24 protein-coding genes are annotated in these 24,536 nt (G+C 63.2%); 23 read left to right on the top strand and 1 reads right to left on the bottom strand.

Annotated features, from left to right (window positions below):
* The first annotated feature begins 116 nt into the window (after positions 1 to 116).
* From AC3CBN_RS00725 to AC3CBN_RS00680, 10 genes are all read left to right on the top strand, one after another.
* The gene (locus AC3CBN_RS00725; RefSeq protein WP_488634920.1) at positions 117 to 758 is read left to right on the top strand and encodes a riboflavin synthase; all 642 of its coding nucleotides are present in this window, start codon (positions 117 to 119) and stop codon (positions 756 to 758) included.
* A gap of 143 nt (positions 759 to 901) precedes the next feature.
* Positions 902 to 1,993 (top strand): bifunctional 3,4-dihydroxy-2-butanone-4-phosphate synthase/GTP cyclohydrolase II, encoded by a 1,092-nt coding sequence (gene ribBA / locus AC3CBN_RS00720; protein ID WP_488634919.1) that lies wholly within the window; start codon positions 902 to 904, stop codon positions 1,991 to 1,993.
* A 162-nt stretch (positions 1,994 to 2,155) separates the two neighbouring features.
* On the top strand, positions 2,156 to 3,121 hold the full coding sequence (gene ldcA, locus AC3CBN_RS00715) for a muramoyltetrapeptide carboxypeptidase (RefSeq protein ID WP_488634918.1): 966 nt from the start codon (positions 2,156 to 2,158) through the stop codon (positions 3,119 to 3,121).
* A gap of 46 nt (positions 3,122 to 3,167) precedes the next feature.
* Positions 3,168 to 3,629 (top strand): 6,7-dimethyl-8-ribityllumazine synthase, encoded by a 462-nt coding sequence (gene ribH, locus AC3CBN_RS00710; RefSeq protein WP_488634917.1) that lies wholly within the window; start codon positions 3,168 to 3,170, stop codon positions 3,627 to 3,629.
* Complete coding sequence (nusB, locus tag AC3CBN_RS00705) at positions 3,629 to 4,075, top strand: transcription antitermination factor NusB (RefSeq protein ID WP_488634916.1); 447 nt, start codon at positions 3,629 to 3,631, stop codon at positions 4,073 to 4,075. The genes ribH and nusB overlap by 1 nt, the downstream gene beginning before the upstream one ends.
* Positions 4,075 to 4,617, top strand: a complete 543-nt coding sequence (locus AC3CBN_RS00700; RefSeq protein ID WP_488634915.1) for a GNAT family N-acetyltransferase — start codon at positions 4,075 to 4,077, stop codon at positions 4,615 to 4,617. Before nusB ends, AC3CBN_RS00700 begins: the two co-directional genes overlap by 1 nt.
* Before the next feature lie 40 nt (positions 4,618 to 4,657).
* Complete coding sequence (gene thiL / locus AC3CBN_RS00695; protein WP_488634914.1) at positions 4,658 to 5,635, top strand: thiamine-phosphate kinase; 978 nt, start codon at positions 4,658 to 4,660, stop codon at positions 5,633 to 5,635.
* Complete coding sequence (locus tag AC3CBN_RS00690; protein WP_488634913.1) at positions 5,632 to 6,126, top strand: phosphatidylglycerophosphatase A family protein; 495 nt, start codon at positions 5,632 to 5,634, stop codon at positions 6,124 to 6,126. The genes thiL and AC3CBN_RS00690 overlap by 4 nt, the downstream gene beginning before the upstream one ends.
* A gap of 171 nt (positions 6,127 to 6,297) precedes the next feature.
* Positions 6,298 to 7,455 (top strand): acyltransferase family protein, encoded by a 1,158-nt coding sequence (locus tag AC3CBN_RS00685; protein WP_488634912.1) that lies wholly within the window; start codon positions 6,298 to 6,300, stop codon positions 7,453 to 7,455.
* Between the two features lie 65 nt (positions 7,456 to 7,520).
* Positions 7,521 to 8,093, top strand: a complete 573-nt coding sequence (locus AC3CBN_RS00680) for a hypothetical protein (RefSeq protein WP_488634911.1) — start codon at positions 7,521 to 7,523, stop codon at positions 8,091 to 8,093.
* A 31-nt stretch (positions 8,094 to 8,124) separates the two neighbouring features.
* Here the strand turns inward: AC3CBN_RS00680 and ahr are convergent, their stop codons facing one another.
* Complete coding sequence (gene ahr, locus AC3CBN_RS00675) at positions 8,125 to 9,141, bottom strand: NADPH-dependent aldehyde reductase Ahr (RefSeq protein ID WP_488634910.1); 1,017 nt, start codon at positions 9,139 to 9,141, stop codon at positions 8,125 to 8,127.
* Positions 9,142 to 9,291: 150 nt separating this feature from the next.
* On the opposite strand from ahr, the gene AC3CBN_RS00670 reads away from it, so the two are divergent.
* The 13 genes from AC3CBN_RS00670 to AC3CBN_RS00610 all read left to right on the top strand — a co-directional run bounded on the left by AC3CBN_RS00670 (position 9,292) and on the right by AC3CBN_RS00610 (position 24,317).
* Complete coding sequence (locus AC3CBN_RS00670) at positions 9,292 to 10,260, top strand: potassium channel beta subunit family protein (RefSeq protein ID WP_488634909.1); 969 nt, start codon at positions 9,292 to 9,294, stop codon at positions 10,258 to 10,260.
* 232 nt (positions 10,261 to 10,492) lie between these two features.
* Positions 10,493 to 11,389, top strand: coding sequence for a subclass B3 metallo-beta-lactamase (bla, locus tag AC3CBN_RS00665; protein WP_488634908.1), 897 nt, complete (start codon positions 10,493 to 10,495; stop codon positions 11,387 to 11,389).
* Positions 11,390 to 11,458: 69 nt separating this feature from the next.
* On the top strand, positions 11,459 to 11,668 hold the full coding sequence (hemP, locus tag AC3CBN_RS00660) for a hemin uptake protein HemP (protein ID WP_488634907.1): 210 nt from the start codon (positions 11,459 to 11,461) through the stop codon (positions 11,666 to 11,668).
* 137 nt (positions 11,669 to 11,805) lie between these two features.
* The gene (locus AC3CBN_RS00655; protein WP_488634906.1) at positions 11,806 to 12,390 is read left to right on the top strand and encodes a hypothetical protein; all 585 of its coding nucleotides are present in this window, start codon (positions 11,806 to 11,808) and stop codon (positions 12,388 to 12,390) included.
* A gap of 175 nt (positions 12,391 to 12,565) precedes the next feature.
* Positions 12,566 to 13,837 (top strand): efflux RND transporter periplasmic adaptor subunit, encoded by a 1,272-nt coding sequence (locus tag AC3CBN_RS00650; protein WP_488634905.1) that lies wholly within the window; start codon positions 12,566 to 12,568, stop codon positions 13,835 to 13,837.
* 24 nt (positions 13,838 to 13,861) lie between these two features.
* The gene (locus AC3CBN_RS00645) at positions 13,862 to 14,584 is read left to right on the top strand and encodes an ABC transporter ATP-binding protein (RefSeq protein ID WP_488634904.1); all 723 of its coding nucleotides are present in this window, start codon (positions 13,862 to 13,864) and stop codon (positions 14,582 to 14,584) included.
* 61 nt (positions 14,585 to 14,645) lie between these two features.
* Positions 14,646 to 15,959 (top strand): ABC transporter permease, encoded by a 1,314-nt coding sequence (locus AC3CBN_RS00640; protein ID WP_488636786.1) that lies wholly within the window; start codon positions 14,646 to 14,648, stop codon positions 15,957 to 15,959.
* Positions 15,960 to 15,969: 10 nt separating this feature from the next.
* Positions 15,970 to 17,202, top strand: coding sequence for an ABC transporter permease (locus tag AC3CBN_RS00635; protein WP_488634903.1), 1,233 nt, complete (start codon positions 15,970 to 15,972; stop codon positions 17,200 to 17,202).
* A 78-nt stretch (positions 17,203 to 17,280) separates the two neighbouring features.
* Complete coding sequence (locus tag AC3CBN_RS00630; RefSeq protein WP_488636785.1) at positions 17,281 to 18,594, top strand: ABC transporter permease; 1,314 nt, start codon at positions 17,281 to 17,283, stop codon at positions 18,592 to 18,594.
* A 15-nt stretch (positions 18,595 to 18,609) separates the two neighbouring features.
* Entirely contained in the window at positions 18,610 to 19,839 is a 1,230-nt protein-coding gene (locus tag AC3CBN_RS00625) for an ABC transporter permease (RefSeq protein WP_488634902.1), read from the top strand.
* Positions 19,840 to 19,872: 33 nt separating this feature from the next.
* Positions 19,873 to 21,177 carry an ABC transporter permease gene (locus AC3CBN_RS00620; RefSeq protein WP_488634901.1) on the top strand — a complete coding sequence of 435 codons (1,305 nt, stop codon included), beginning with the start codon at positions 19,873 to 19,875 and terminating at the stop codon, positions 21,175 to 21,177.
* A gap of 10 nt (positions 21,178 to 21,187) precedes the next feature.
* Complete coding sequence (locus tag AC3CBN_RS00615) at positions 21,188 to 22,411, top strand: ABC transporter permease (RefSeq protein WP_488634900.1); 1,224 nt, start codon at positions 21,188 to 21,190, stop codon at positions 22,409 to 22,411.
* A gap of 85 nt (positions 22,412 to 22,496) precedes the next feature.
* The gene (locus AC3CBN_RS00610) at positions 22,497 to 24,317 is read left to right on the top strand and encodes a DUF885 domain-containing protein (protein ID WP_488634899.1); all 1,821 of its coding nucleotides are present in this window, start codon (positions 22,497 to 22,499) and stop codon (positions 24,315 to 24,317) included.
* Positions 24,318 to 24,536: the final 219 nt, after the last annotated feature.

Raw genomic sequence — 24,536 nt, 5'->3', positions numbered from 1 at the left:
GGCGTGTGTCTGCCAGACGCCTTGGGGCGTTTTTCGCATGTTTTTCAACGCGGGAAACGTTTCATGTCCAAGCATCGTTACCAATCTTTTGCCGCCTCCGTGCCGGAGGTGCGCTGATGTTTACCGGGATCATCCAGAGCGTGGGTCGCATTGCGCGGCTTGAACCACGCGGCGGCGACGTGCGCCTGCATGTGGATACGGCCGACCTCGATCTTGCCGATGTGCAACTGGGCGACAGCATCGCCGTGTCGGGCGTGTGCCTCACCGCCGTCACGCTGGACCCGCGCGGTTTCAGTGCGGACGTGTCCAATGAAACGCTTTCGCTTACCACGCTGGGCAAGCTCAAAGCGGGCGACCCGGTGAATCTCGAAAAGGCGCTGCGTCTTGCGGATCGTTTGGGCGGCCATTTGGTGTCCGGCCATGTCGACGGCGTGGGCAAGGTCGTCTCGATGACGCCGGATGGCCGTTCGCTGCGCTGGGTGTTTGAGGTGCCGGCCGCGCTGTCGCGCTATATCGCCGCGAAGGGCTCGATTTGCATCGACGGCACCAGCCTCACCGTCAACGAGGTGAACGGCCATCGCTTCGGGGTAAACCTTATCCCCCATACAGTGGAACACACAGCATTCCATGCACGCCGTGCAGGAGACGCGGTGAACATCGAAGTGGACGTGGTGGCTCGCTACATCGAGCGGCTGATCGCCAGTGGCGACGCGCCGAAGCTCGATGAGGCGTTCCTCAAACAGCATGGCTTTGCCTGAAACGCCCTCTTCCTCCGGGAGAGGGATGGGGAGAGGGTGCGGGGCTTGCGCAACCTTCCAGGTGCCGCTCCGCACGAGCCCTCATCCGCCCTCCGGGCACCTTCTCCCGACGGGAGAAGGATCAACGACACGGAATCCTGACCATGAGCTTCAACACCATTCCCGAAATCCTCGAAGACATCCGCGCCGGCCGCATGGTCGTGATCCTCGATGACGAGGACCGCGAGAACGAAGGCGACCTCATCATGGCCGCGCAGATGGTGCGGCCGGAGGACATCAATTTCATGGTGCGCGAAGCGCGCGGCCTGGTCTGCCTCACGCTGACCGAGCAGCGCACGCGCCAGCTGGGCCTCAAGCCCATGGTGGTCGACAACACCTCGCCGTACCAGACCAACTTCACCGTCTCGATCGAGGCGGCCGAGGGCGTTACCACCGGCATTTCCGCGCACGATCGCGCGCGCACCATCCAGGTGGCGGTGAAGTCTGACGCGAAGCCGCAGGATCTCTCGCAGCCGGGCCACATCTTCCCGCTCACCGCACAGCCAGGTGGCGTGTTGACGCGCGCCGGCCACACCGAAGCGGGATGCGATCTGGCCGCGCTAGCGGGGCTTGAACCTTCGGCGGTGCTGATCGAGATCCTGCATGAAGACGGCTCGATGGCACGCCGCCCCGAGCTGGAGATATTCGCGAAGAAGCACGGCCTGAAGATCGGCAGCATTGCCGACCTGATCCGCTATCGCCTGGAAACCGAGAAGACGGTGCAGCGCGTCTACGAGGAGGAGGTGCAGACTGAATTCGGCCCGTTCCGCCTGGTGGCTTACCGCGACGTGATCCGGCACGGGCTGCATTTCGCGCTGGTGCGCGGCACGGTAAACGACGGTGCCCCGGTACTCACGCGCGTGCATGTGCGCAACACGCTGTCCGACGTGCTGCACCTGCAGCGTGATGATCTCGGACTCACCGTGACATCGGCGCTGCGCCGCATTGCCGATGAGGGGCGTGGCGCGCTGCTGGTGCTCTCGGGCGAAGACACTGCCGATGCGCTGCTGCGTCGACTCAATCGCCAGCCGTCGGTGCAAGCGCCAGAAGAAGCACAGCAGCAGGAGTGGCGCCAGTTGGGTCTGGGCGCGCAGATCCTCGCGGATCTGGGCATCCGCCAGCTGCGCGTGCTGGGCACGCCGCGCAAGATGGTGGGCCTTGGCGGCTTTGGTCTCGAGGTGGTGGAGTACGTTTGACGAAAGGTCGAATGCCCCTCATCGTCATCCCGGCTTGACCAGCCATTAGGCTGTTGAAGAGCGCTTCACGGGCATGACGGTGAGGGAGATGACCGCATTTAGCCCCATGGGTGCCATGTTTCTATCGGCATATTTCCGATACGACCACCAACAGACAACGCCATGACCCCAACGACCGTCCGCCTGATCGCCCCATCCGGTTATCCGCACGACCGGGACGCCATGACGCGCGGTGTCGCGCGCCTGCAGGCTGCGGGCTGCGTCGTCGACGGGCTGGACGCGCTCGATCGCGTCGAACAGCGTTACGCGGGCAGCGATGCGGAGCGCGTGGCCGATCTCAACCGCCTGGCCATCCATCCTTCCTTACCGGACGTCGTATTGGCGGTACGTGGCGGCTACGGTGCTACGCGATTGCTGGAACACATCCACTACGGTGCGCTGCGCGAGCGGTTGGCCGACACGTCAACGCTGCTGGTTGGGCACAGCGATTTCACGGCCATCCAGATGGCGCTCCATGTGAAGAGTGGGCTGACCACCTTCGGCGGCCCGATGCTGGGACCGGACTTTGGCGCACCGGAACTCAATGGGTTGATGTGGGAGCACTTCTGGCGTGCCGTTGGCGAGCCGGAAGCCACGGCGAGCTGGGCCACGCCCACGCAGACGGAACTGGATGTCGAAGGCCCGTTGTGGGGCGGCAACCTTGCCGTGCTGTGCAGTCTGATCGGCACGCCGTATTTCCCGAAGATCGACGGCGGCATCCTGTTTGTGGAAGACGTGGGTGAGCCACCGTTCCGCATCGAGCGGTTGCTGTACCAGTTGCACCTCTCCGGCGTGCTGGATCGCCAGCGCGCGCTGGTGCTGGGGCATTTCACCAACTGCCGCCCACATAGCTACGACAACGGTTACGACATGGCCGCCGCGTTCGACCAGATCAGCCGCGTGGCACACATCCCGGTGGTACGCGGCTTGCCGTTCGGCCACGAGCCGGACAAGTTCACCCTGCCGTTCGGCGTGCCAGCCCGGCTGCGCGTGGCCGCGGGGCAGGCCAGCCTGCATTTCCGCGGGCATCCGCACCTTTCCGGAGCGGTTTCCCGGCCTGATCCGGGCACGTTGCCCCAAATCCCGTAAAATAGTTGGCCCCGTAAGGGCCTCAGCCCTCAGGAAACGCTTAACCATGAAGATCATCGAAGGCGATTTCGCCACGCCCAAAGGCCGTTTTGCCATCGTCGCCGGCCGTTTCAACGGTTTTGTCGTCGAGCCCCTGGTGGCCGGCGCGCGCGACGTATTGGTACGCCATGGCGTGAAGGACGACTCCATCGAGCTGATCCGCGTGCCGGGGGCCTGGGAAATCGCGCTGGCTGCCCACAAGGTCGCCAACTCGGGCAAGTACGCCGCAGTGATCGCGCTGGGCGCGGTGATTCGCGGTTCCACCCCGCATTTCGACTTCGTGGCTGGCGAGTGCGCCAAGGGTCTGGCCCAGGCGGCCTATGCCTCCGGCGTGCCGGTGGCGTTCGGCGTGCTGACTACCGACAACATCGAGCAGGCCATCGAGCGTTCGGGCACCAAGGCTGGCAACAAGGGTGCCGATGCCGCGCTGGCCGCGCTCGAAATGGTCAACCTGTACGGAAAGCTGTGATGAGCCAGCGTCCCGAAGGCATCGATCTGGCCGCACGCTCGCGTGCCCGTCGCCGCGCGCTGCAGGCGCTGTACGCGTGGCAGATCAGCGGCAGCCACATGAACGCCGTGATCGACCAGTTCCGCCACGAGCAGGACATGGAAGTGGCCGACCTCGAATACTTCGAGGATCTGCTGCACGGTGTGGAGCGCCATGTCGATGCCATCGACGAAAGCCTCAAGCCGTACGTAGATCGCGAAGTCAGCCAGATCGACCCGATCGAGCGCGCGGCGCTGCGCCTGGCCGCGTATGAGCTGAAGTACCGCCCGGATGTGCCTTACCGCGTGATCATCAACGAGGCCATCGAGGTCACCAAGCGCTTCGGCGCTGACCACGGCCACAGCTACGTCAACGGCGTGCTGGACAAGCTGGCCGGCGCGCTTCGCGCCACCGAGAAACGCGGCTGATGACTGCCGGGGGGCAGTGGATTGAAGGCCGGGTGCCGCTGATCGAGACCGATCGGCTGCGATTGCGTGCGCACCACGCGGGAGATCATGCGCAGTGCACCGCGATATGGTCCGATCCTGACGTCACGCGCCACATTGGTGGCCGGCCATTCACCGCCGAGGAAGTGTGGAAGCGCTTGCTGCAGTACGTCGGCCTGTGGAGCCTGCTCGGCTACGGTTACTGGGCGGTGGAAGAGAAAGCCACCGGCCGCTACGTCGGTGATATCGGGTTTGCGGATTTCAAGCGCGACCTAGAGCCATCGCTCGAAGGCATGCTGGAGTTTGGCTGGGTACTGGCGCCACAGGTCCATGGCAAGGGCTATGCGAGCGAGGCCGTTGCGGCCGTGATGGCATGGGCAGCACAGCACCAGCCGACGTTGCGCGCCGTCTGCATCATCGACCCGGAAAACCTGCCCTCGATCCGCGTGGCCGAGAAGGCCGGCTTCAAGCGCTGGCAGGAAACCACTTACCACGGCAGCCCCACGATCGTCTTCAGCCGGTAGCATCGGCAGCGACATTTCCGATTCACACAGGTCGCAAGCCATGGAATTTCGCCTGATCGACCGCATTCGTGAACGCACTGTGCAAGGTCGCGAAGACGTGCGGCTTGGCATCGGCGATGACGCGGCGCTGGTCGCGCCGCCTGCAGGGCAGGAGATTGCCATCGCCGTCGACACCATGGTCGAGGGCGTGCATTTTCCTCATGGCACCGATCCTGCCGATATCGGCTGGAAGTCGCTGGCGGTCAATCTCTCCGACCTGGCCGCGATGGGTGCGAGCCCCGCATGGGCATTGCTGGCGCTTACGTTGCCGCAGCAGCCGGACGAACAGATACAGCAATTCATCGATGGCTTTGCCGATGGTTTCGCCCAGCTCGCGCAGCCACACCGGTTGGCGCTGATCGGTGGCGATACCACGCGCGGCGCGCTCACCGTGAGCGTGGCCGTTCACGGCTTCGTGCCGCCCGGCAAGGCGCTTACCCGCACCGGTGCGCGCGCTGGCGACGTGGTGCTGGTGACGGGCACGCTCGGCGATGCCGCGGGTGGCCTGCGGCTTTTGCAGCGTGGTGCGCGCGTCGATGAGGGCGATGGGCGCGCCGCCTATCTCATCGAACGCCTCAACCGGCCCACACCGCGGTTGTCGGCAGGCCTCGCGCTGCGCGAGCGAGCCACAGCCTGCATCGACGTTTCCGATGGGCTGCTGGCCGATCTTGGACATATTTGCGAAGCGAGCGGGCTGGGCGCGGAGATCGAGGCGCCGATGCTGCCGCGCTCGTCCATGCTGCTGGGTGCGTTTGATGACGCCGCCGCACGCGATCTTGCATTGGGCGGCGGCGACGACTATGAGTTGTGCTTCACCGTGCCATCGTCACTGGTGGCCGAAGTGCAGAGCGATCTCGCGCGCCTGGGCTGTGGCGCTACGCGCATCGGCCGCATGATCGAGGGTTACGGAGTTCGCATTCGGGACCAGCATGGACAATGGCTGGAAGCAACGCATCGCGGCTGGGACCATTTCGCATGAACGACAAGAAGACACTGACTTCCGAGCAACGCCGCCTGCTGCTCGCCACGCCAGCTGGCTGGCTTGCGTGTGGCTTCGGTTCCGGCCTGGCGCCGGTGGCACAAGGCACATTCGGTTCGCTGGCCGCCGTGCTGCCCTGGCTGCTGTTGCGCACGCTGCCACTGCAGCTCTACGTGTTTGCCGTGGTGGTGGCATTTGTCCTTGGTGTCTGGGCCTGCGGCATCGCAGGTCGCGCGGTGGGTGTGGACGATCACCGCAGCATCGTGTGGGACGAGTTCGTGGGTCTGTGGATTGCGCTGATCCCCGCACTTTGGGCGCCATGGTGGAGCGTGGTGATTGGCTTCGCGCTGTTTCGTCTGTTCGACGTATGGAAGCCCTGGCCCATTGGCTGGCTGGACCAGCGCCTCAAGGGCGGCGTGGGCGTGATGATGGATGACGTGGTGGCCGGCGTGTTTGCAGCCATCGTGCTGGAGTTGCTGCTGAAGCTGTAGTGCTTATTGGCTAGAGCGGAATGAGCGTTTGACTGTCATCCCAGCGAAAGCTGGGATCCAGTGTCTTCGGTGCCATGAAAAGGCCCTAGATCCCGGCGTTCGCTGGGATGGCGGTTCAACCCGAGTGCCGCGTTCGAATTCAATGGAATGACAAGAAAACAGGGGGAGTCGATGAACCGCATGCCGGGCCTGGATCTGCTGCGCGCGATCGCGATCGTGTGGGTGATGATTTTCCATTCCTACATCATCGACGGCTGGGGCCACTTCGGCGGCATCGAAAAAGATGGCTGGATGGGCGTGGATCTGTTCTTCGTGCTCAGCGGCTTCCTGATCGGTTCGCAGGTACTCAAGCCGTTGGCGGAGGGAAGGGCGTTCTCGTTCGCCGATTTTTACCTGCGTCGAGCCTTTCGCATCCTGCCCGCTTATTTGCTGGTGGTGGCTTCCTATTTCCTTTGGCCGTCCATACGCGAGTATTCCGGCATCCAGCCGCTGTGGCAGTTCCTCACCTTCACGGTGAATCTGCTGATCGACGTGGATCACAATCTCGCGTTTTCGCACGTGTGGTCGCTGTGCGTGGAAGAGCACTTCTACCTGCTGTTTCCCGTGCTGGCGTGGTGGCTTGCGCGGCGGCCCTCGCTCGCGAAGTTCGCGGCCGTGTGCCTGGCCGTGGTGGCTTTCGGCCTGCTGGTGCGGGGGTATGTCTGGCTTCACGCCATGGCGCCGGTCAAGGACATTGACCAAAATTCCTATGGAAAGGTCTTCCTGGAAGGCATTTACTACCCCACATGGTCGCGTCTGGACGGTCTTCTGGCCGGCGTGGTGCTAGCGGTTATCCGCATTCACCGGCCGAGGCTGTGGGCGCGTTGGGCCGAGCATGCGCAGGGGATTCTGGTGGCGGGGCTGGCGTTGGTGGGCGGGGCGGTCTGGTTGTTTCAGGATCGGACGGGTTTCATCCCCACCCTGTTGGGCTATCCGTTGCTGTCGTTCGGGTTTGGCCTGGTGGTGTGCGCTAGCTCCAGCGAAAGGTGTGTGCTGGCGCGATTGCGGGTGCCGGGTGCGGGTTGGTTGGCACTGGTTTCGTACAGCCTGTACCTGTCACACAAGGCAGTGTTTCATGTGGTGGAATCCATCGCGGGAACCCGGCTGGACGGTCATGGTGTGCTGACCTTTGCCGGGTACGCGGGGGTGGTGCTACTGGTGGGCGCGCTGTTGCACTACGGGGTGGAGCGTCCGTTCTTGCGATTGCGCGAGCGTTTGGTACAGCCCGCGCAGTCACGACGGCCCCATGCTGGTGACGCAATAGCCGATGCCAGTGTTGAGGTCGCCTGACGGCGATAGCGTTGCTGTTGGCTGGTTGTTGTTCAAAGGGGTTTGACAATCTCAGGGGGGGTGTCATGCGCAAGCTTCTTCAGTTGGCATGTTTGGTTGCGCTCGCATGGAGCGTGACGTTGGCGGTGTTGGCGGCGGATGTGTCGCCGAGGCCATGCAGGATGATCGACCCATCGACCTGTCCCAATGCCACCGTGCTGGTGCGCGCATCCGGATTCGTGCAGGCGCTGGGTCATTTCACGGGCGGCGAGAAGGCCAGCTACTTCAAGTCCAATGGTTCCTTGAGTTCACAGGCGCTTGCCGGCCTGGGGGGGGCGGCGGACAGCGTGGTGGTGCTGACGGACAAGCGCTACCTGTTCTCGGCTTGCCCCACGCGCGACTGCGCTGGCAGTGCGGCTGCCGTGATCCTCAACGAGTATGGCCAGATCGAAGCGCTTGGGTTCTCCAGTTTCCATTGCGATACCGGGTGCGAGGACTACCGGCATCTGGATATCTACATGCGAAAGGACTCGCAAGACGATGCGGTGATCGCAGCGCTGAAAGCATGGGGAACCAGCGAAAAGCTCCGCAAGACGCTGTCGCGACCGGATGCAGACGATGGCATCGACAAGCGGATGGACGTCCATTTGCTGCCCTGAAGGTTAACCCGGCTGAGCGATGCGCAGACCTTTAAGTGCGCATCGCTTCCAGCACGAGGCGATAGCGCGCCTTGCCATCGGCCAGGTGCTTCAGTGCCTGGTTGACCTGGTCCATCGGGAACATTTCCACCTGGGGGCGGATGTCGTGCCGCGCGGCGAAATCGAGCATGGTGGCAATGTCCACCGGCGATCCGCTGGGTGAGCCCGAAACTTCCCGTTCGCCGCCGATCAGTGTGAAGGCCGGCACGGGAATCGGTTCTGGCACCACTCCGACAACATGCATGCGGCCGCGCGGCGCGAGTGTGCCGAGCAGTGCGCCCCAGTCCATCGGTACGTTGACGGTTATCAGCAGCAGGTCGAGTGAGCCGGCTATCGCGGTGATGGCCTTGGCATCGCGGCTGGCTACGACATGGTGAGCGCCGAAGCTGCGCGCCTCGTCCGCCTTGGCAGCGGTGGAGGTGAAAGCGGTGACCTCGCAGCCCCATGCTTTCGCGAACTTCACCGCCATGTGGCCCAGGCCACCGATACCCACCACGCCCACGCGTGCGCTGGGACTGATGTCGTAGGCGAGGAAAGGCTTGAGCACGGTGACACCGCCGCATAGCAACGGGCCGGCGCTGGCCAGATCGATGCCCTCGGGCAGGGGAATGGCCCATGCCCAGTGCGCACGCACTTTGTCCGCGAACCCGCCATGGTGGCCGCCGATGGTCGCGACCGAGGTCGCGCACAGGTTCTGGTGGCCCGACATGCACTGGAGGCAATGCATGCAACTTGCCGCGGTCCAGCCAATACCCACACGCTGTCCTACCTTCAGCCCTTTGGCCTGATCGCCGATTGCCGTAACGCGGCCTATCACTTCGTGCCCGGGCACGAACGGGAAGCTCGACATGCCCCAATCGTTGTCGATCATCGATAGGTCCGAGTGGCAGATGCCGCAATAGTCCACGGCCACTTCCACTTCCTCGGCACCGAGTGGGCCGAGATCGAAAGTCTTCAATTCCAGCGGCTTGCCAGCCTGCTGGACCGCCCAACCCTGCATGTGGGACATCGCTTTAACTCCTGGGGAGGGAGGATGCATGCGTCGAAGACGCTGAAGCCTATTCCACCGTCCGTTGGCGCGATGTATAGGCAAAGCCGATGGACGCGGGGTGCATGCTCTTGGCATGCTGGTCCATCCCCTTTTCACCGGAGTGCACCCATGCAATATCGTCGTCTTGGCAAATCCGGTTTGAAGCTGTCGGCGCTATCGTTCGGTGCCTGGGTCACCTTCGGCACGCAAGTGGGGCGCACACTGGCGCGCGACCTGCTGGCGATGGCGCATGACCATGGCGTCAACTTCTTCGACAATGCGGAGACCTACAACAACGGCATCGCCGAGACCTTGATGGGCGACGTGCTGGCGGACCTGCGTTTCCCGCGCGACAGCTACTGCGTGTCGAGCAAGGTGTTCTTCGGCGCAGTGGACAACCCGTTGCCGACCCAGCGTGGCCTGTCGCGCAAGCATGTGATCGAAGCCTGCCATCAGGCATTGCAGCGCCTGCGTGTCCAGCATCTCGACCTGTATTTCTGCCATCGACCTGATCCGGACACGCCCATCGAGGAAACGGTGGCCGCGATGGACACGCTGGTGCGGCAGGGCAAAGTGCTTTACTGGGGCACCAGCGAATGGCCGGCCGAAGCCATTGTCGAAGCGCATCGCGTGGCGCGCGAGAACTACATGTTTGCGCCGGTGGTGGAGCAACCGCAGTACAACCTGTTGCACCGCGAGCGAGTGGAGCAGGAGTACGCGTCGCTGTACGACGCCTATGGCATGGGCACCACGATCTGGTCGCCGCTGGCTTCCGGTTTGCTGAGCGGCAAGTACAACGATGGCGTTCCCGCCGACGGGCGTCTCGCGCAGCCGGGTTACGAGTGGCTGCGCGAAGCCATTCTCGAACAGGGTGGTAACCGGATTGAGAAGGTGCGCCGCCTTGTGCCGATTGCTGCTGATCTTGGCGTGTCGATGGCGCAGCTGGCCGTGGCGTGGTGCCTGGTGAACCCGCATGTATCCACGGTGATGCTGGGCGCGAGCAAGCTTGAGCAGCTCAAGCAAAACCTGACGGCGCTGGATGTGGTGGCGAAGCTGGACGCCGATGTGCTCAAGCGGATCGAGCGGGCGGTGGCATAAACGCAGCGGCTCCCTCATTTGCAGGAGCGCACCCCTGTGCGCGACCGCAGCCTGCAAACTCACCAAAACGATCGGACGCTGCGGTCGCGCACAGGGTGCGCTCCTACAGGACGCGGCACGTTTTTATGCCAGCGCTTTGCCACAGTCTGCCTCCGTCAGGCCTTGAAGTGGCCGCATATGCTCCGGTCCGAGGCGTCATGTTGATGTGACCCAACCCAAGGAACCCACGAGCATGAAGTCACTGGCACGCACCGCATTTTGCGCATGTCTTACTCTGCTGGCGTTTGCCTCGGCGCGCGCCGATGAGCCGGAATGGACACAGCCCCAGAAGCCATTCCGCATCTACGGCAATACGTACTACGTCGGCATGCGCGGGCTTAGCGCGATCCTCATCGATTCAGCGCAGGGTCTGGTTCTGATCGACGGTACGCTTCCAAAAAATGCGCCGCAGATCGAAGCCAACATCAAGGCGCTGGGTTTTCGCATCACCGATGTGAAGGTGATCCTCAACTCGCATGCGCACTTCGATCATGCCGGTGCCATCGCCGCGCTGGCCCGGGACAGCGGTGCGCGCGTGGAGGCGAGCGAGGCGGGCGCGAAGGCGCTGATGCTGGGCGGCAAGGATCCGGATGATCCGCAATTCGGCGAGGCGTCGCCCTTTTCGCCTGTTCCCCATGTCACGTCGGTCAGCGACGGCGGGGAGGTACGCGTGGGCGACGTAGTGCTCACCGCGCATTACACGCCAGGCCATACGCCCGGCAGCACAACGTGGACATGGAAATCGTGCGAGCAGGGACACTGTGAAAACATCGTCTATGCGGACAGCCTGAGTGCGGTCGCCGCAGATGGCTTTCGCTTCACCGATGACGCGGCGCATCCCCATCGCGTGGAGGACTACCAGCGCGGCATCGACGTGATCGCTGCGCTGCCTTGCGACATCCTGATCACGCCGCATCCCGAGCAGAGTGATTTCCTCAGCCGCGTGGCCCAGGGAGGCGCGGGCGTGAAGCCTGACCCGGTGAAGGACGCCAATGCCTGCCGCGTTTACGCCGAGAAGGGCCGCAAGCGGCTCGAGGCGCGGCTTGCCAAGGAACGGGCTTCGCAGCAGGGCGGGCAAGCTTCGCCTTGAATCAGGGAGTTGACACTCAAATGAGAATTATTATCATCTGACGGTCACCCACCCACGCGGAGCATTCCGATGACCATGACGGTACTGCCACTCGCTCAGGGCGCCGAAGCGCTGGCCCGCCCGTTCCGCCTGCTGAGCCTCAAGACGCCCACGGCGCCGGCCCGTCACATTTCCAGCCAATCGCTGCTGCAGGGCGAGCGTGAACTGGTGATCCAGCATCAGGGCAACGAGTACCACCTGCGTCTGACCCGCAACGACAAGCTGATCCTGACCAAATAGCACCGTCCCTCGAGGAACGCTTCACGGGCAGGGATGCCCATCCTCGATCCGGCCCGTTGGCCGGATCGCCCCAACGCCTATCGCCACGCTGTTCCACGGAACGCCAGCCGGGTCGCCTCCCACCAAGGAGAATGATGATGTTCGGCTGGCTCGCGCATGTCTTACCCGCAGATCGCCCACCCGCTGATGCGACAACCTGGTCCATCAGCCGTTGTTCGGTGTCGATGCCCGGCCCCGAACTGGCGGCGCGCCTGCCCACGCTGGGCAGCGTGCTGTACCTGCCCACGCACCACGCCGCGCATGCCAAATGGCCGCTGCCTCCCGGCTGGCTGGTGGCGCGGCGCGAACTGGTGCCCTTGATGCACGTCGATGAGCTGATCGTGTCCAGCATGATTGGCGCGGATGGACCGCGTGAATGGATCGACGCCGTGGATGCGAGCGGGCGCTTCTGCGCACGACTGCATCTGCTGCCCGATACCGACTACCTCGCATGGGAGTCGTTGCTCACTCGGAGCAGGGTGTTGCCGTCAACACCGTTGTCTCCGCATGAGGTGATCTGCCGTGCGGCCAGTGCCGAACTGGTGAGTTTCCGGGTACGCCGACTGGGGGCACTCAACATGCTCGAAGCTCTGCCGCTGGGTCAGCTGTCGGCGCTGGGGTGCGGCATTGCGCGCGAGGTCGCCCGTGCGGCGGCGGTGGAACTGGAGCCTGCGCTGGGCTGAGTAGTCCGCGGACGCTTGTCCGCCTGTCCGTGCCGGTGTCCGCGGACAACTGTCCGAACCTTTGGCAACATCGTAACTGTATGAAAGCAAGACATTAAATCATCGAATTGCGGTTGGCACGCCGCTTGCTGAGTAAGGTCCAGGGGCCGCATTGTCCGCGGCCAGGGACATATCGATGATTCGTGACACCTCCGCTCAAGACCGCCTGGTCGAGGTCAAACCCAATCGCAAGCGCCGCATGCTGTGGATCGGCAGTGGCATTGCCGTGCTCGCGCTGCTGGCGGTGTTTGGCCCGCGCATTGGTCGGCTGTTCTCGGCCGATGCTTCAGTGAGCGGCTCGCGTCTTGCCTTCGCTACCGTGCAGCGCGGTCCGTTCGTGCGCGACATCGCTGCCGAGGGCAAGGTGGTGGCGGCCGTCAGCCCCACGCTCTACGCGACCTACGGTGGCGCTGTGACGCTGAAGGTGCACGCAGGCGATGCCGTGAAGAAGGGCCAGATGTTGGCCGTGGTCGACAGCCCTGAACTTGCCAACAAGCTGGCGCAGGAGCAGAGCGCCGCCGATGCGATGGAAGTGGATTACCTGCGCGCGCAGATCGATGCCCGCAAAAAGCGCGGCGAACTGCAGAAGGCCTACGACAACGCGCAGATCGAGCAGGAAGGCGCACAGCGCGACCTCGCTCGCTACCAGAAGGCGTTTACCCAGGGCGCCGTGCCGAGCATGAATGTGGACAAGGCCAAGGACGAGCTGGAAAAGGCCAAGATCACGATGACTCATGCCAAGGCCGACCTGGGCACCGACAACGACAGCCTCGACTTCGACATCAAGTCCAAGAAGCTTGCGCATGATCGCCAGCTGCTGTTGGTGAAAGATCTGCAGCGCCAGGTGGATGATCTCAACGTGAAGTCGCCGGTGGACGGCCAGGTCGGTCAGCTGTTCATCGCCGAGCGTGCCACCGTGGCCAAGGACGCCCAGCTGCTCAGCGTCATCGATCTCTCGGCGCTGGAAGTGGAAATGAAGGTGCCGGAGAGCTTCGCGCGTGACCTTGGCATTGGCATGGGCGGCGAGATCAGCGGCAACGGCAGCATCTGGAAGGGTCTGGTCAGCGCCATTTCGCCTGAAGTGGTGAATGGCGAAGTGGCCGCGCGCCTGCGCTTTGACGGCGCCACGCCCAAGCAGCTGCGCCAGAACCAGCGCCTGTCCGTGCGCATCCTGCTCGACAAGCGCGACAACGTGCTCACGGTGCAGCGTGGCTCGTTCGTCGACGAATCCGGCGGCAGCTATGCCTACATCGTGCGCGATGGCGTCGCCGAGAAGCACCCCATCCGCGTCGGCGCCAGCAGCATCGACAAGGTGGAGATCCTCGATGGCCTGAAGGAAGGCGACAACATCGTGATCTCCGGTACCGACAGCTTCAAGGGCGCCCAGCGCGTCGCCATCAGCAACTAACCACCTCCACTGAAGGACAAAACCATGCTCAAGATGACTCATCTGTCCAAGGTCTACCGCACTGAAGTGGTGGAGACCTACGCGCTGCGCGATTTCAACATCAACGTGAACGAAGGCGAGTTCGTTGCCGTGACCGGTCCATCCGGTTCGGGCAAGACCACCTTCCTCACCATTGCCGGTTTGCTGGAAACCTTCACCGGCGGCCAGTACCACCTTGATGGCGTCGAGGTGAGCAACCTCAACGACAACGAGCGTTCGCGCATCCGCAACGAGAAGATCGGTTTCATCTTCCAGGCGTTCAACCTCATTCCCGACCTCAACGTGTTCGACAACGTCGAAGTGCCGCTGCGCTATCGCGGCATGAAGGCGGCCGAACGCAAGCAGCGCATCATGGATTCGCTCGAGCGCGTGGGCCTGGCTTCGCGTGCCAAGCACTATCCGGCCGAACTCTCCGGCGGTCAGCAGCAGCGTGTGGCCATTGCCCGCGCACTGGCCGGCTCGCCGCGCCTGCTGCTGGCGGACGAACCCACCGGCAACCTGGATACGCAGATGGCGCGTGGCGTGATGGAGCTGCTGGAAGAAATCCATCGCGAAGGCGCCACCATCGTGATGGTGACGCACGATCCGGAGCTCGCCGCGCGTGCGCAGCGCAACGTGCACATCATCGACGGTCAGGTGGTGGATCTGGCGGAAGATCCGCGTTTCCACCAGGCAGTGCACGCGGCGCGCGCCAACTCGCCAGCCTGATCCAAAGCACCAGGAACCTCCCGTGCAGCGGGAGGTCGCCATCGCCCCAGAGCGGATGACCATGTTTGCCTATTACCTCCAGCTTGGCCTGCGCAGTTTGCTCAAAAATCCGTTGCTGACCGCGCTGATGGTGATGGCGATCGGTTTCGGCGTGGCCGCATCGATGACCACCTATTCGGTGTTCCGCGCCACGTCGAACAATCCCATTCCGCAAAAGTCCTCGCAGCTCTACGTGCCGCAGATCGACAACTGGGGCCCGGAAGATGCTGCCGAGAACAAGGGCGAGCCGCCGGGTGCGATGAGCTATACCGACGCCACCGGCCTGATGCGCGAGAAGCGCGCCAAGCGTCAGACCGCGCTGTATCCGGCGGCCATCTCCATCATTCCGGAAGACGCTGGCATGCTGCCGTTCCGCGAGAACAGCTACGCCGTGTATGCGGATGCGTTCCCGATGTTCGACATCCCGTTCCTCTACGGCGGCGGCTGGGCGGCAAGTGACGACGACGCACACGCTGCTGTCGCGGTCATTGGCCGCACGCTCAACGACAAGCTGTTCCACGGCGCCAACAGCGTCGGCCGCGAGATCAACCTCAACGGCCGCAGCTATCGCATCACCGGCGTGATGGATACCTGGCATCCCGAGCCGCTGTTCTTCGACCCGGTGAACACCAACGGCTTTGACGATCCGACCGAAGTGTTCCTGCCGTTTACCCGCGCGGTGGAACTGAAGATCGCCACCAACGGCAACAACAACTGCAACAAGGATGCGGGTAAAGGCTGGGACGCCTGGCTGCATTCCGAATGCGTGTGGACCGGCTTCTGGGTCGAGTTGCCCAGCACGGCCGATGCCGACGCGTACAGGCAATACCTCAAGGGATACTCGGCCGAGCAGCAGCGCGCCGGTCGCTTCCATTGGGCACCCAATACGCGCCTGCGCAACGTCACCGAGTGGCTGGATTACCAGAAGGTGGTGCCGCAGGAAGCCAAGGTATCGCTGCTGGTGTCGCTCGGCTTCCTGCTGATCTGCCTGGTCAACACCATCGGCTTGTTGCTGGCCAAGTTCCTGAAGCGCGCCCCGGAGATCGGCGTGCGCCGCGCACTCGGTGCATCGCGCAAGGAAATCTACGCGCAGTTCCTGATCGAAGCGGGCGCGATTGGTCTGGCAGGTGGTGCGCTTGGCCTGCTGCTGACTGGCGTGGGCGTGCTGGGCGTGTCGCTGGTGTTCGAACCGGACATCGCCAAGCTGGCTCGGCTGGATCTGTCGCTGATGGCGCTGACCCTGCTCGTCGCCGTGCTGGCCACCGTGCTGGCAGCGTTCTATCCCACATGGCGGGCCGCGCAGGTTCAGCCTGCCTGGCAGCTGAAATCCAACTGAGGCGACGACCATGCTGCATATCAAGCCCATTCTCGCCGCGCTCAAGCGACACAAGGCCGGCACCATCCTCATCGCCATGCAGATCGCGCTGACGTTGGCGATCGTATGCAACGCGCTGTTCATCATCCAGCAGCGCATCGATCGCATCTCGCGCCCCTCTGGCCTGATCGAAAGCAATCTGATGGCGATCCAGACCCGCTGGGTCGGCATCGAGGACAGCAAGACCGGTCCGCTGACACGCGCCGACGTGCAGGCATTGCGTCAGCTGCCTGGCGTGGAGGACGCGGTGTCGACCAACTCCTATCCGCTGCGTGGCGGCGGCTGGTCGACCGGTGTACGCCTGAATGCCGAGGACAAGAAGCCCAAGGGACACACCACGCTCTACTTCGTTGACGAACATGCGCTGGCCACGTTGGGAGCGAAGTTGATCGCGGGGCGTAATTTCCGTTCTGACGAGGTCAGCGAGTCCGATCCGCAGGCCGTCGGTGATCCGCCGGCCGTCATCATCACCAAGGCGCTGGCCGAAAAGATGTATCCGGACAGCTCGGCGCTCGGCAAGCAGATCTACCTTGGCGACACCAAGAAGCCGAGCACGGTCGTCGGCATCATCGAGCGACTGATGGTGCCGTGGAACGGCACGTGGGCCGACACCTTCTACGAGAATGCCGTGCTCGAGCCGTTCCAGCTCACTGGCAGCTTTACCAACTACCTGATCCGCAGCAAGCCGGGGCAGCTGGACGCCGTGATGAAATCCGCGCCAGCGCTGCTGGTGAAGCTCAACCGCATGCGCGTGATTCCCACCGAGACTGGCGTGCGCACCTTCGCCGCTGTGCGTGAGCGTGCGTACAAGGGCGACCGCGGTATGGCGATTCTGATGGGTGTGGTGTGCCTGGTGCTGCTGGCGATCACCGCAGCGGGCATCGTCGGCCTCACCAGCTTCTGGGTAGGCCAGCGCCGCAAGCAGATTGGCGTGCGACGTGCGCTGGGCGCCACGCAGCGCGACATTCTCAGCTACTTCCTCACCGAGAACCTGCTCATTGGCATTGCCGGTGTGGTCATCGGTGCTCTGCTGGCCGTGGGCATGAACCTGTGGCTGGTGACGCAGTTCGAGATGGCGAGGCTTTCGCTGGTCTATGTGCTGGCGGGTGTCGTTGCGCTGCTTTTGCTGGGGCAGGGCGCCGTGCTGGCGCCGGCGATGCGTGCTTCGCGCGTGCCGCCGGTTGAGGCAACGCGGTCGGTGTAAGGCGCGGTCGATGAGGTGGCGCATGGAAGTCTTGGCACGAGTGAAGTCCTTGAGCGGAATGAGGTGTTCATGAGCGGCATGTTTGTCCACAACCTTCGACTTGGTGCAGCCAGCCTGCGGCGCAATCCGCTGCTGACGGCGCTGATGGTCATGTCGATCGGTTTTGGCGTGGCGGCGTCGATGGTGACGTATGCGGTGTTCCGGGCGGTGTCGGGCGATCCGATTCCACAAAAGTCCTCGCAACTGTTCACGCCGCAGATCGACAACCGTGGTCCGCAATACAACCGTCATGGCGAGCCGCCTTCCGCGCTCAACTACACGGATGCGATGGCGTTGATGCGTGCGCACAAGGCTGCCCGGCAGACGCTGCTGTTTCCGGTGGGCCTGTCGGTGATTCCCGATGACTCGCACCGGATGCCCTTCAAGGCCATCGGCTATGCAGCTTATGGCGATTTCTTCCCGATGTTCGACGTGCCGTTCCAGTACGGCTCGGGATGGAGCTCGGAGCAGGATGAGTCACGCGATTCGGTGGTAGTGATCAGTCGCGCTCTCAATCAGAAACTGTTCGGCGGCAAGAACAGCGTCGGGCGGGAAATTACGCTCGATGACCGGCATTACCGCATCGTCGGCGTGACCGAAAACTGGGACCCCAAGCCGCGTTTCTTCGACCTGTTCAGCGGCAATGCCTACGCCGATCCGTCGCAAATCTATATCCCGTTCACGCTCGCGATCGATCAGCGGATCGATACCTATGGCACCAACAATTGCGGTAGCGATGGCAAGCGCGGCGACAACTGGGACAGCTGGCTGCGCGGCGAGTGCGTATGGATCAACCCATGGGTGGAACTGACTACTGCCGACCAGGTGCAGGCTTATCGGCAGTTCCTAGACGGATACGCACAAGAACAACGCCGAGCCGGACGCTTCAACTGGGCGCCGAACAACCGTTTGCGCGATGTGCATCAATGGATGGACTACCTGCACGCGGTGCCGCCTGAAAGCCGCATCTCGCTGTCGCTGGCGCTCGGCTTCCTGGTGATCTGTCTGGTCAACACGATCGGGCTGCTGTTGGCCAAGTTCATGCGCCGCGCGCCGGAGATCGGCGTGCGCCGCGCACTGGGTGCCTCGCGCGGCGATATCTATCGCCAGTTCCTTGCCGAGGCCAGCATGGTGGGTCTGGCCGGTGGCGTGCTGGGTTTGGTCCTTACAGGATTGGGCATGCTCGGCATTGGTCTGGTGTTCGAGCCGCAGATCGCGCGATTGGCGCATCTGGATGTTTCGCTGGTGCTGCTGACCCTGCTGGTGGCGATCGCCGCCACGGTGCTGGCGGCGTTTTATCCCACCTGGCGGGCGGCGCAAGTGCAGCCAGCCTGGCAGCTGAAATCCAACTGAGGCGAGGAGCGAACCGTGCAGATCAAGCCGATTCTTTCCGCGCTGCGCCGACACAAGGCGGGCACCTTCCTGATCGCGATGCAGATCGCGCTGACGCTCGCGATTGTCTGCAATGCGCTATTCATCATCCAGCAGCGCGTGTCGCACCTGTCCGAGCCAAGTGGCATCGACGAGCCCAACATCTTCACGATCCAGAACGAATGGGTGGGCAAGACCAACCCCGAACAGGTCGACGCCAGGATGCGAGAGGACCTGCAGGTGCTGCGCGAGCTGCCCGGTGTGCAGGACGTAACACCGAGCAATTCCTATCCGTTGCGCGGTGCTGGTTGGGACGACAGCGTCAAGCTCAAGCCCGACCAGCTGCAGGACACCTCGGGTGCGACGTTCTATTTCGCCGACGAGCATTTCATCGACACGCTGGGCCTGAAATTGATTGCCGGCCGTAATTTCCGTGCGGAGGAAATCAGCAGCATGGACATGCGTTTCACGCTTGCGCCACACGTCGTCATTGTGACGAAAACACTGGCAGACAAACTGTTTCCGGCTGGCGATGCCGTCGGCAAGACCATCTATCTGATTGGCGGGCCGACCACCATTGTCGGCGTGGTCGAGCTGCTGCAGGCGCAGAGCGTCGAGCGTTGGGCTTCGGAATTTGCCTATCGGTCGGTGATCGTGCCTGAGCGCCTGGCCGTGTCGTTGGGTGCGTTCTACATCGTGCGCGCGCGGCCGGGACAGCTGGAAGCCACCATGCGTGCGGCACCCAAGGCATTGTTCGAGCACAACCCGCGTCGCGTCATCAATGATGAGAATGGTGTGCTGAGTTTCAGCGAAGTGCGTTCGCGTGCCTACGAACGCGATCGCGGCATGGCGCTCCTGATGGGTGTGATCTGCGTAGTGCTGTTGGCCATTACCGCGGCGGGCATCGTGGGCCTCACCAGTTTCTGGGTGGGCCAGCGTCGCAAGCAGATCGGCGTGCGTCGTGCGCTGGGTGCCACGCGGCAGGACATCCTGCATTACTTCATGACCGAGAACCTGCTGATCAGTTGCGGCGGCGTGTTGTTCGGCGCGCTGCTCGCGGTGGCGATCAACCTGTGGTTGGTCACGCGTTTCGAGATGCATCGGCTGTCGTTGGCGTATCTGCTGGCTGGCGTAGTGATCCTGTTGTTGCTTGGGCAGGGTGCAGTACTGGCACCGGCGATGCGCGCTTCGCGCGTGCCGCCGGTAGAAGCTACGCGGTCGGTGTGACCGCGCGGTTGGCAAGGGACGGAGGGGAAAACCATGTTCAGCTATTACCTTGATCTGGCGCTGCGCAGCCTGAGGCGCAACAGGACACTCACCGCGCTGATGGTGCTGGCCATCGCGCTGGGTATCGGCGCCAGCATGACCACACTGACCGTGTTGCATGTGCTGTCAGGTGACCCTCTGCCGGGAACGAGCGGTACGCTGTTCTATCCGCAGCTGGATCCACGGGATATGGACGGCTATGAGCCTGCCAAGCCGCCGCCGGAACAGGTGAGCTGGATCGACGGCATGAATCTGTTGCGCGCCAAGCGAGCAGATCGGCAAGCACTCATGACGGGCGGCGCGGTGGCGGTGCAGCCCGCGCAGTCGAGCCTGGATCCGTTCTACAGCGACGCGCGCTATACAACCAGCGACTTCTTCGCGATGTTCCAGGTGCCGTTCCTGTATGGGCGCGGCTGGAACGAAGCGGACGACAACAGCAAGTCGCGCGTCGTGGTGATCTCGCGCACGCTCAACGACAAGCTATTTGGCGGCAAAGACAGCACCGGCCAGACGCTGCGCATGAAGGACACGGCCTTTCGCATCGTGGGTGTGCTCGGCAGCTGGCGCCCGAATCCCCATTTCTACGACTTGAACATGGGCAACTATTCGGCGTCTGAAGATGTCTTCGTGCCGTTGAGCACATCGCGCGACATCCACTTCGAGCACAACGGGTCCACCGATTGCTGGGGTACCGGTGGCGGTTCCGAAGAGCATGCCGAGACACAACCCTGCGTCTGGCTGCAGTTCTGGGTGCAACTGGACAGCACGACCAAGGTGGCCGCGTACAAGGAATACCTGACCCACTACGCGCAAGATCAGAAGGCGTTGGGTCGCTTCGAGCGTCCGGTCAACGTGCGCCTGCCGGGGCTGATGGAGTGGTTGGACATCAACAAGGTGGTGCCGGGCGACGTGAAGCTGCAGACCTGGCTGGCGTTCGGGTTCCTGCTGGTATGCCTGGTCAATACGGTGGGCCTGATGTTGGCCAAATTCCTGCGCCGCTCGGGTGAGCTGGGTGTGCGCCGCGCGCTGGGCGCTTCCAAGCGCGAGGTGTTTGCGCAGCTGCTAGTCGAGTCTGGTGTGATCGGTCTGGCGGGAGGCTTGGGTGGCCTGTTGCTGGCATTCGTCGGACTGTGGCTGGTGCGACACCAGCCATCTGACTATGCCGCATTGGCGCATCTGGATACGTCGATGCTGCTGATCACTTTCCTCCTGGCGGTGGGTTCGACTTTGCTGGCGGGTTTGCTACCCGCCTGGCGTGCCTGCCAGATCACTCCCGCGCTCCAACTGAAAAGCCAGTAAGGACGACGCCATGGATATCCTTCCCATTCTTTCCACCCTGCGCCGCCACAAGATCACCGCTTTCCTGGTGATCATCGAGATCGCGCTGACCTGCGCCATCGTGTGCAACGCGGTGTTCATCATCAGTCAGCGCCTCGACCGCATGAGCATGCAGAGCGGCGTGGACGAGCACCGGCTGGTGCACATCGCGCTGGCGAACATCGGTGCCACCAATGACCAAAAGGCGCGTGCGCTGGAAGACCTGGCCGCGCTGCGACAGATTCCCGGCGTCTCGGATGTGGCTTCGGTCAATCAGGTGCCGTTCGGCCGGTCGTCGTCCAATGGCGGCATCAAGCTTGATCCCAAGCAGCGGCTTTCCACGCTCAACGCCACCATGTATTCCGGCGAGAACATCGTTCAGGCGATGGGGGCGCAGCTGATTGCCGGTCGCGATCTGAAGTCGGACGAGTACATGGACTTCGACGATGTAGTGAAAGCCGCCGAGACCAAGGACGCCAAGTCGATTCCCCATGTCATCCTGATCACGCAGAAGATGGCCGACCGCCTGTGGCCGGGTCAGCAGGCGCTTGGCAAGCAGGTTTATCTTTCCGACTTTCCGCTGACTATCGTGGGCGTGGTCAAGGAGCTGGTTCGGCCGTCCATCTGGGACGACTCGGCCGCGAGCTACAGCATGATTCTGCCCATGCGCATCTCCAATGGTGAGTTCGTGATACGCACGGCATCGCCGCAGGATCGCGAACGCGTGCTGGCGGCTGCTTTGGCGAAGCTCAAGGAAATCAACCCGCATCGCGTCGTGCTCAAGAAGCATGTCTTTGACGATATGCGCTACGAGTTCTTCCAGAACGACCGTGCCATGGCCAGCCTGCTGGTGGGTGTGTGCATCGCCTTGCTGGTGGTGACTGCGCTGGGCATTGTGGGCCTGGGCAGCTTCTGGGTGGCGCAGCGGCGTCGGCAGATTGGCGTGCGCCGCGCGCTGGGAGCTACGCGTCGCAACATCTTGCATTACTTCCAGACCGAGAACTTCCTGCTCGCCACCATCGGCATCGTCCTCGGCATGGTGCTGGCCTATGGCATCAACCTGATGCTGATGGTGCATTACGAGCTGCCTCGGTTGCCGGCCGTCTACTTCCCGGTTGGCGCATTGCTGCTATGGACGATCGGCCAGTTGGCGGTGCTCGGCCCGGCCATGCGCGCGGCAGCGGTGCCCCCAGTGGTGGCGACACGATCGGTCTAGCTGAATGCCGGGACATGCGGTTCGGCACGGGCGCAAAGCCGCGCACCGTGCAGAATAGGCACATCTCAACCCGAGGGAAGTACCCATGAAGATCGGTCCGCGTATGGTATTGGCGGGTTTGTTGATGTCGACTGTGAGTATGGCCGCTGTGCATGCGGCCACGCCGCAATCCGCACAGGCGGACGTCTCCACGCGTGTAAAGTCGCTCAACGACCTGCTCGCCGAGCAATGGCAGCACACGCTGGAAACCGCGCCCGAGTTCGCCACGATTCTCGGCGATCTGCGCTACAACGACCGCTGGAGTGACGCCTCGCTGGCCAAGGCAGAGTCCGAATACGCCAAGAACAAGGAATTCCTCAAGCGCTTCGAAGCCATCGACACCGCCGGCTTTTCCGATGAGGACAAGCTCAACCAGCAGTTGATGGTTCGCCAGTTGCGTGACGCCATCAAGCAGCACGATCTGAAGATCGATGAGATGCCGCTGGAGCAGATGAGTGGCGTGCATTTGCGACTGGCTGGCTTCGTCAGCTCCGTCCCGTTCGAAAACACCAAGGAATACGACGATTATCTGGCGCGACTGAAGGCGGTGCCGAAGCTGCTCGACCAAGTGACGGCGTTGGCGCAGCAGGGCATGAAGGACGGCATGATGCCGCCCAAGTACCTGCTGGAAAAAGTCGTCACGCAGATCGACAGCATCTCCAAGCCGGCAGGCATGGATAGCGCGTTCGCCGAGCCGCTCAAACACTTCCCCAAGACGGTTTCCGCGGCCGACCAGAAGCGCTTGCACGACCAGATCCTTGCCGCGATCGACCAGCAGGTGCGCCCGGCGTATCAAAAGCTTGGCCAGTTCGTGGCGAAGGATTATGCGCCGCACGGCCGTACCGAGCCTGGCGTATGGCAGCTGCCCAACGGCGAAGCGATCTACCGCTTCCAGGCGGAGCAGATGACCACCACCAAGGAGAGCCCGGAGCGCATCCACGAGATCGGCTTGTCCGAAGTGAAGCGCATCGAGGGCGAGATGACCGCGATCGCCAAGTCGCAGGGCTTCAAGGATCTGGCCAGCTTCCGTGAATCGCTGAAGACCAACCCGAAGACGCACGCCACCTCGCGCGACGACATTCTCAACCGTTACCGCACCTACATTGCCGGCATGCAGCCGGAGCTGCCCAAGCTGTTTGGCCTGCTGCCCAAGACCAAGGTGGAAGTAGTGGCGGTGGAAGCGTTCCGCGAAAAGGAAGCGGCCGCCGCTGAATACCAGCAAGGCACGCCGGATGGTTCGCGGCCGGGCAAGGTGTTTGTCAACACCAGTGACTTCGCCAACCGCAGCGTGCTGAGCATCGAGTCCACTGCCTATCACGAAGGCGTTCCCGGTCATCACATGCAGATCGCCATCGCGCAGACGCTGCCGGGCTTGCCGCCGTTCCGCCAGCAGGCCGGCTACAACGCCTATATCGAAGGCTGGGCGCTGTATGCCGAGCGCCTGGGCAAGGATATCGGCTTCTACAAGGACCCGCTGTCCGACTACGGCCGCCTCGCCGACGAGCTGCTTCGCGCGGACCGCCTCGTGCTCGACACGGGTGTTCACTACAAGCACTGGACGCGCCAGCAGATGGTGGACTTCTTCCACGCCCATTCCAGCGAGGACGAGCCGGACGTTCAGGCCGAAACCGACCGCTACATCACGTGGCCGGGTCAGGCGCTGGCGTACAAGATGGGCCAGCTGAAGATCCTGGAGCTTCGTGAGCGCGCGAAGAAGGAGCTGGGCGACAAGTTCGACATCCGCGCCTTCCACGACGAAATCCTCGGCGGCGGCGCGTTGCCCCTGGATGTGCTGGAGGCCCGCACGGACGCATGGATTGCTGCGGTGAAGGCAGGCAAGGCGCCGGCTCACCCAGCGAAGGGCTGAGGTTAACGAGGCATCCTCTCCCCTCCGGGGAGAGGATTGAGGTGAGGGGCGGGCTTGCGATGGGGCCACAGCCAGAGCAAGCCCTGATCCGACGCTGTCGCAAGGCGGCGCCCTCACCCAACCCCTCTCCTCGGAGGGAGAGAAGCATCGCGTCGCACCCGACCCGCGACGAATCCTGCCGAAGATGGCAACCTTTTGGCGTGGAGATGCATCCACGTC

The sequence above is a fragment of the Dyella sp. OK584 genome, assembly GCF_057787755.1.
This window is presented reverse-complemented; position numbering and strand designations above follow the sequence as displayed.

Excerpts from the sequence above, each read along its gene's own strand:
- AC3CBN_RS00640 (WP_488636786.1), top strand. The coding sequence starts at position 14,646 with ATGTTTGCCTATTACCTCCAGCTTGGCCTGCGCAGTTTGCTCAAAAAT.
- AC3CBN_RS00630 (WP_488636785.1), top strand. The coding sequence starts at position 17,281 with ATGTTTGTCCACAACCTTCGACTTGGTGCAGCCAGCCTGCGGCGCAAT.
- AC3CBN_RS00725 (WP_488634920.1), top strand. The coding sequence starts at position 117 with ATGTTTACCGGGATCATCCAGAGCGTGGGTCGCATTGCGCGGCTTGAA.
- AC3CBN_RS00685 (WP_488634912.1), top strand. The coding sequence starts at position 6,298 with ATGAACCGCATGCCGGGCCTGGATCTGCTGCGCGCGATCGCGATCGTG.
- ahr (WP_488634910.1), bottom strand. The coding sequence starts at position 9,141 with ATGTCCCACATGCAGGGTTGGGCGGTCCAGCAGGCTGGCAAGCCGCTG.
- AC3CBN_RS00650 (WP_488634905.1), top strand. The coding sequence starts at position 12,566 with ATGATTCGTGACACCTCCGCTCAAGACCGCCTGGTCGAGGTCAAACCC.
- AC3CBN_RS00615 (WP_488634900.1), top strand. The coding sequence starts at position 21,188 with ATGGATATCCTTCCCATTCTTTCCACCCTGCGCCGCCACAAGATCACC.
- hemP (WP_488634907.1), top strand. The coding sequence starts at position 11,459 with ATGACCATGACGGTACTGCCACTCGCTCAGGGCGCCGAAGCGCTGGCC.
- AC3CBN_RS00645 (WP_488634904.1), top strand. The coding sequence starts at position 13,862 with ATGCTCAAGATGACTCATCTGTCCAAGGTCTACCGCACTGAAGTGGTG.
- AC3CBN_RS00690 (WP_488634913.1), top strand. The coding sequence starts at position 5,632 with ATGAACGACAAGAAGACACTGACTTCCGAGCAACGCCGCCTGCTGCTC.
- ldcA (WP_488634918.1), top strand. The coding sequence starts at position 2,156 with ATGACCCCAACGACCGTCCGCCTGATCGCCCCATCCGGTTATCCGCAC.
- AC3CBN_RS00680 (WP_488634911.1), top strand. The coding sequence starts at position 7,521 with ATGCGCAAGCTTCTTCAGTTGGCATGTTTGGTTGCGCTCGCATGGAGC.
- AC3CBN_RS00610 (WP_488634899.1), top strand. The coding sequence starts at position 22,497 with ATGAAGATCGGTCCGCGTATGGTATTGGCGGGTTTGTTGATGTCGACT.
- ribBA (WP_488634919.1), top strand. The coding sequence starts at position 902 with ATGAGCTTCAACACCATTCCCGAAATCCTCGAAGACATCCGCGCCGGC.
- thiL (WP_488634914.1), top strand. The coding sequence starts at position 4,658 with ATGGAATTTCGCCTGATCGACCGCATTCGTGAACGCACTGTGCAAGGT.
- AC3CBN_RS00700 (WP_488634915.1), top strand. The coding sequence starts at position 4,075 with ATGACTGCCGGGGGGCAGTGGATTGAAGGCCGGGTGCCGCTGATCGAG.
- ribH (WP_488634917.1), top strand. The coding sequence starts at position 3,168 with ATGAAGATCATCGAAGGCGATTTCGCCACGCCCAAAGGCCGTTTTGCC.
- AC3CBN_RS00635 (WP_488634903.1), top strand. The coding sequence starts at position 15,970 with ATGCTGCATATCAAGCCCATTCTCGCCGCGCTCAAGCGACACAAGGCC.
- AC3CBN_RS00670 (WP_488634909.1), top strand. The coding sequence starts at position 9,292 with ATGCAATATCGTCGTCTTGGCAAATCCGGTTTGAAGCTGTCGGCGCTA.
- bla (WP_488634908.1), top strand. The coding sequence starts at position 10,493 with ATGAAGTCACTGGCACGCACCGCATTTTGCGCATGTCTTACTCTGCTG.
- AC3CBN_RS00655 (WP_488634906.1), top strand. The coding sequence starts at position 11,806 with ATGTTCGGCTGGCTCGCGCATGTCTTACCCGCAGATCGCCCACCCGCT.
- nusB (WP_488634916.1), top strand. The coding sequence starts at position 3,629 with ATGAGCCAGCGTCCCGAAGGCATCGATCTGGCCGCACGCTCGCGTGCC.
- AC3CBN_RS00620 (WP_488634901.1), top strand. The coding sequence starts at position 19,873 with ATGTTCAGCTATTACCTTGATCTGGCGCTGCGCAGCCTGAGGCGCAAC.